Genomic DNA, 6118 nt, shown 5'->3' with positions numbered 1-6118 from the left:
ATTAAATAGAGGAGCAGTTGGATTTTCTGTTGAGTTAAAAGTTATAGTGGGGACACTAATTAATGGAGCTAGTTCAAGGCTTACATTGGGACTAACTGTTAATTCAATTAAACTTTGAGATGAACCTCCTATTAATGAGCCTTTATTCGTGTAAAAATTATACATTACCATATATCTGCCAGGATATTTATATACATAAGAAGTGTATTGAGACGAAATATTCTTTATATTTCCATCACCAAAGTATACCAAAGCGTATTTGGCATTTGTTGGGAATGATGGTAAATAAAAGTTTACGCTTGAACCAGCTGCTAAAGCACTAGATGAAGTTGTTATTGCAGAAAATAATTTATAACTGGATGAGGTCGTCAAAGTATTTGGCAGGCTTGAAGGCTTTCTAGTTGCTAAATATACACCTATTCCTATAACAATTATTATAATAGCTATTCCAATTATTACTCCTTTAGATATTGTACGCATACCTTTACGGGTACTCATTAAGATTCACCTTACATGACTTCTATAGGAATTCGATACATAAATACTACGTGAAAAGTCTATAATGGCAAATCATGGGGATAAAATATACATATTTCTGTGTATTCATGCATAGTGTTTTTTAAGGATTTCAATTTAAAAGGAATGTTAAATAAATAGTCATAAAAGCTATCAATTAAAATGTCCTATATAAATTTTACTCCGTAATATCTATCTAAATTTGTGGAAAAAAGAATAATAGTTTATGATGATCTAGAATATCACTAGGATGTGGTGAGAAAGTATGAGTATAAGAGGATTTAAGAGGTATGGGATAAAAGTCTTGAGTGTTTTACCTGCAGTAATAGCAGTAATAAGTTTGGTTTTGAGCCTGCACTTTGGCCAGCCAACAACACATGCACATTTGCAATCGGTGAATCCAGTAACTGGCGATGACGATATATTTGTATGATTAATTTTATAATTTTTAATTTTATTGTTCATTTTTGAGATAATGTTCATTATACCATTCTTCGAATTCTGATAATTTTACCTTCCTTCTAGCTATTTCTTCTAAATTACTATTAGGTACCCATTCTTTTAATAAAGGATTGTATTCTCTATATGGTAACAAATATCTTTCCTTAATATCTCTACCCAATAAATTATATTGTATTACTTCATCCCAATTATATTGCCTGTATTCGTTTACAATAGTGGTATCAAAATATTTAACGTGAATAACATAGTTAAAATAAATTACGTTATCTCCCAAAAAAATTTGTCCTATATAAGGAAAAGCTAAAAGCCTTTTAAATATATCTCTTACGCTTTTATTTGGCCCCTTTAACAATATATATCCTGAAGTAAAAGGCATAGGTTCATTTAGTCTTAAATTAAATGAATTTAGACCGACTTTCGGTAGGAAAGCTCCTCCTCTTGAATAGAGCTTAGAATGATTTAAATGATATTTAAATGAAGAAAAAGGTTTAAATCTTTTTAATGGACTTGGACCTTTAAAAGCATCTACTAATAAACGATAATTATCTATCGCATTAGCAGACAATGCGGCTAATATTAATACATCCAGGGCATCAGGTTTCCTTTTTGGATCCGGTACTTCAACGTTTATTGGTGGATGACCATCTATCATTTTATAGATTTTATCTATATCATATAATTTATCATTTTTTTCATCGTAATAATACAACCAATTAGGCCGCGAGTTATACATATCATTAAATACATAAACATTTTCATTTGTTATTTCCTTTAATTTGTTAATTGCTTGTTTTTCATTATATGGAAAATAATAATGTAATATAGTTCCTATTGAACTAAACATTCTTCCAACTAACCAATATTCCTTAAGCGGTGAAGATTCTATCCATTTCCCTCTAATAATACCTAAAACAAATCTTAACCTAATAAGCCTCCTGGAAAAGTCTAGTACTATTGTTGCAAATTTGCTATTTCTTAATATTCGGTAGTAATTTTCAAGTGTTGAATCAGGTATATTCATGAGCTCAGATAATCTGGTTAAACTATAAGGTGGAGTATTCTCTTGTATTGTATTCATTACTTTTAACATTATTTTTCTATTAAGCATTTTTCCTGGTATCTTTTCTTCTTCCACCAAATTCACCGCTCTATCATTATATATTCTGGAGGATACTTAAAAGGAAATAGATAAAATGTTTATTAATAAATATAATTTATATGTTAAGTTTATAATTTTTCTAAACAAACAAAACTTGGGTAGTATACGTGAAAGCTGACATTCCAGTATCCTGCATAATAGATGCACATGTGCACAGCCCAGTAATGAAAAATACAAAAGAAGTTAATGAATATTTGAGAAAATTATTGAATTCAGGCATAGGGGGAGCTGTTATATTAGGCATACCTCCTTTTAGAGACTTGCTTTTAAAAGTTCCATATGATGATATATTGAAAGAATATGATAGAACAAAATATTTAATAGAAAAATTTGCTGGAGAAGTGAAGGATTTTCTAACACCAGAAAATTTATATTTTATGGCACACCAAATTTCGGAAGCTTTTTGCCAGTTTATAAAGCATCAAGAAATTTCAGCTCTTTCAAACTTTACAGTATTATTTCCAGCAAATTTATCGTTAGAACCAGACGCTTTATCTACAATATTAGAGAGATCGACAAGGGAGGGATTTAAGGGGTTCAAAATAATATCTACTCTATTTTTTAAGTATTTAAATGATCCATCAGTAGAAGCTACCATAGAAATAGCTAATGAAAGAGGATTACCAGTAACAATACATGGGGGATGCGATCCAGGCATATGGGAATTACCTAAATTCTGTAAATATGGAGATCCCTCGAAATTAGATCCTATTTTAAAAAAATACAGGGATGCAAAAATCATAATAGCCCATGCTGGTGGTTATAGCGCTATAGCCCCTGGAGTTTTTATGGATGAAACTTTAGAGTTAGTTAAAAAATATGAAAATGTTTATATTGATACGTCAGCGTTACCAACCCAATTGATACCTTTAATAATGAAGGATTTTCCTATAAATAGAATTATGTATGGTTCTGATTATCCTGCTGTAAGCAATTCTAATCCAAAAGAATACATGGAGGATGTATTTTTAACTTTATTAAGTAATGGTATATCCAGAAGTAATTTAGAAAAATACTCCCATGAAAATGCTGAATCTGTTTTTAATATAGAATGTATTTCAAGAAATTATAATCTTTTAGATTAAATGCGCAATAAATAATTAATTTAAAATTAGAAATTATTTTTACTCACCGCACAACCTAATTTATTGACTTATAGCAATATACAATTATAAAGAAAAAAGGTATGATTAAATATTTTGGAAATATTTATATACTAGTTAGTATATTAAACAGTATACAGGTGAGCTCTTGGGAGAAATTGAAAATTTACCTTATAAAGAAAAAAGGTATCCTTATCATAATGCGTATCTTGATTATTGGAAAAAAAGTATAAGCAATATTGAAGAATTTTGGGATCTAAAAGCTAGGGATCTAGTATGGTATAAAACTTGGGACAAAGTATTAGATTCATCAAATCCACCTTTTTATCGTTGGTTTGTTGGAGCTCAAACAAACATAAATCTTAACACATTAGATAGATGGCAAAATACTCTAATATTTAATAAGGTTGCTTATTATTGGGAAGGAGAAGATGGAGTTTCTAGAGTTATAACATATAGAGATTTATTCAAAGAAGTAAATAAATTCTCAAAGGCTTTAATTGATTTAGGAATTAAAGAGAACGATACTGTTACAATTTATTTACCAATGATTCCAGAATTACCAATATCAATGCTATCAGTAACAAGAATCGGTGCAATACATAGTGTAGTATTTTCTGGATTTAGCGCGGAAGCTTTATCAACAAGAATTGTTGATGCTAAATCAAAAGTATTGATTACAGCAGATTCTTATCCTAGAAATGGAAAACCGATTGAATTGAAGAAAAATGTCGAATCTGCTATCAAACTAGCTAAAGATCAAGGCGTCGAGGTTGAAAAAGTAATAGTTGTAAAGAGGTCTGGTTTGCCAATACAATTTATAGAAGGAAGAGACTATTGGTATCATGAATTGGTTAATAAATACTCCGATAGCGTCTACGTTAAGCCGGTTGCTAGAAAAAGTGATGATGTACTATTCATATTATATACAAGTGGTACAACAGGGAAACCAAAAGGAATTATGCATAGCGTTGGAGGATATATGACTTATGTATATCATGCATTCAAATGGAATTGGGATATAAGGCCAGAAGATGTACATTGGACCTTTGCTGATGTTGGTTGGATTACAGGGCATACGTATATAGTTTATGGCCCTTTAATGCATGGCGCAACTGAAGTTATGTATGAAGGGGCCCCAGTATATCCTGCTCCTGATAGAGCTTGGTCAATAGTTGAAAAATACAAAGTAACAATATTATATACTTCTCCAACAACTTTAAGGCTCTTAAGGCAATACGGCGATGAATTTGTAAATAAACATGACTTATCAACATTAAGGATACTAGGAACTGTTGGAGAGCCAATAAATCCAGATGTTTGGGAGTGGTATTTCAATGTCGTGGGTAAAGGAAAATGTCCAATAGTTGATACATGGTGGATGACAGAAACATCCGCATCTATGATAGCACCATCGCCTCATTTAGGCTTAGTTCCGTTAAAGCCGGGTTCAGCAACATATCCATTACCAGGAATAGAACCAGATGTATTGGATGATAATGGAAATCAAACACCGCCAGGTGTGAAGGGTTATCTTGTAATAAAGAAACCCTGGCCCGGAATACCATTAGGTATTTGGGGTGATCCTGAGAGATTTGTTAGGACATATTTTGGCAAGTATCAAGGAATATTTTACGCAGGAGACTACGCTGTAAAGGATGAGGAAGGATATTTCTGGTTATTAGGAAGAGCGGATGAAGTTCTAAAGGTAGCTGGACATAGAATAGGAACCATAGAAATGGAAGATGCGTTAATAAAACATCCATCTGTTGCCGAGGCTGCAGTTATTGGTATGCCAGATCCGGTCAAAGGAGAAGTTCCTATTGCTGCTGTTGTTCTAAAATCGGGGGTTAATCCAAGCAAGGAACTTGAAAAAGAACTCATTGAAGTGGTTAGAACTACTATAGGACCTATAGCAACACCGCAAGCAATAATATTTGTCAGAAAATTACCTAAAACGAGAAGCGGAAAAATTATGAGAAGAGTTCTGAAGGCTATATTAACTAATGGCCCTGTTGGAGACACTTCTACTCTTGAAGATCCTACGTCAGTAGATGAATTGAAGAGGGCATGGGATGAATTTAAGCTTAGCATGAAATAATTTGTAGTTTTTTTATTTTGAATTGTTTTTTATTTTGAATTTAAGAAGGGGGTTAAAAATGGCAAGTAAAGAAGAGGTATGGGGAAATCCAGCTGCTTTAGGTTTAGTAGGATTCGGTTTAACAACTATAGCTTTAAGCTTAGCTAATGCAGGCATTATACCGACTACAGGATTAACTATAGGCTATGCGGTTTCATGGGGCGGTTTAGCACAAGTTTTTGCTGGTTGGATATCTTTTAGAAGAAACGATACCTTTGGAGGAACAGCATTTTCTGGATACGGCTTATTCTGGCTAGGTTTAGCTCTAGCATTAATACTTGGTCTAAAAATAAGTTCCTCAGAATTGGGGCTTTGGATGCTCCTCTGGGGTATATTTACTCTTTACATGGATGTTGGATCTATTTTAGCCAAAGCAAGAGTTTTAAGTATAGTATTAACTCTTTTATTCATAACTTTCTTCATACTTTCCGCTGCAGACTTTACAACAAGTTCAATGATTTTAAAGGCAGGTGGATGGATAGGATTAATAACTGGAATTTTAGCAGTTTACTTATCAATGGCTATTGTAATAAATACAGTTAAAGGAAAAACTGTTGTGCCTGAATAAACTAATATTTTTTTATTTAAAATAATGAATTTTATTTATTTTTTAAAAAAATTAACTGATAAGAAATAAATTTTTACGTTTAGTTTGTACTTAATATATTAGGGTGTTAAGCTAGTGTCTGAAGGTGAATCTGCAACTGCTGAATGGTATAAACTCAGCGTTGAATTACA

The 6118-nt window shown here is 32.0% G+C and carries 5 protein-coding genes and 1 pseudogene; 4 read left to right on the top strand and 2 right to left on the bottom strand.

Annotated features, from left to right (window positions below; genetic code table 11):
• Nucleotides 1-498: pseudogene (locus tag Q0C16_RS03225) on the bottom strand (ABC transporter substrate-binding protein); the annotation flags it as partial.
• 283 nt (nucleotides 499-781) lie between these two features.
• Here Q0C16_RS03225 and Q0C16_RS03220 point away from each other — a divergent pair.
• Nucleotides 782-949, top strand: coding sequence for a hypothetical protein (locus Q0C16_RS03220; protein WP_292319602.1), 168 nt, complete (start codon nucleotides 782-784; stop codon nucleotides 947-949).
• Nucleotides 950-970: 21 nt separating this feature from the next.
• Here the strand turns inward: Q0C16_RS03220 and Q0C16_RS03215 are convergent, their stop codons facing one another.
• Entirely contained in the window at nucleotides 971-2113 is a 1143-nt protein-coding gene (locus Q0C16_RS03215; RefSeq protein WP_292319601.1) for a hypothetical protein, read from the bottom strand.
• 131 nt (nucleotides 2114-2244) lie between these two features.
• On the opposite strand from Q0C16_RS03215, the gene Q0C16_RS03210 reads away from it, so the two are divergent.
• The 3 genes from Q0C16_RS03210 to Q0C16_RS03200 all read left to right on the top strand — a co-directional run bounded on the left by Q0C16_RS03210 (nucleotide 2245) and on the right by Q0C16_RS03200 (nucleotide 5948).
• Nucleotides 2245-3222, top strand: a complete 978-nt coding sequence (locus Q0C16_RS03210) for an amidohydrolase family protein (RefSeq protein WP_292319600.1) — start codon at nucleotides 2245-2247, stop codon at nucleotides 3220-3222.
• Nucleotides 3223-3388: 166 nt separating this feature from the next.
• Nucleotides 3389-5341: an acetate--CoA ligase gene (gene acs, locus Q0C16_RS03205; protein WP_292319599.1), complete on the top strand. Its 1953-nt coding sequence runs from the start codon at nucleotides 3389-3391 to the stop codon at nucleotides 5339-5341.
• A gap of 58 nt (nucleotides 5342-5399) precedes the next feature.
• Nucleotides 5400-5948, top strand: coding sequence for an acetate uptake transporter (locus Q0C16_RS03200; protein WP_292319598.1), 549 nt, complete (start codon nucleotides 5400-5402; stop codon nucleotides 5946-5948).
• Nucleotides 5949-6118: the final 170 nt, after the last annotated feature.

It is taken from the genome of Caldisphaera sp., assembly GCF_023256325.1.
Lineage (GTDB): Archaea > Thermoproteota > Thermoprotei_A > Sulfolobales > Acidilobaceae > Caldisphaera.
This window is presented reverse-complemented; position numbering and strand designations above follow the sequence as displayed.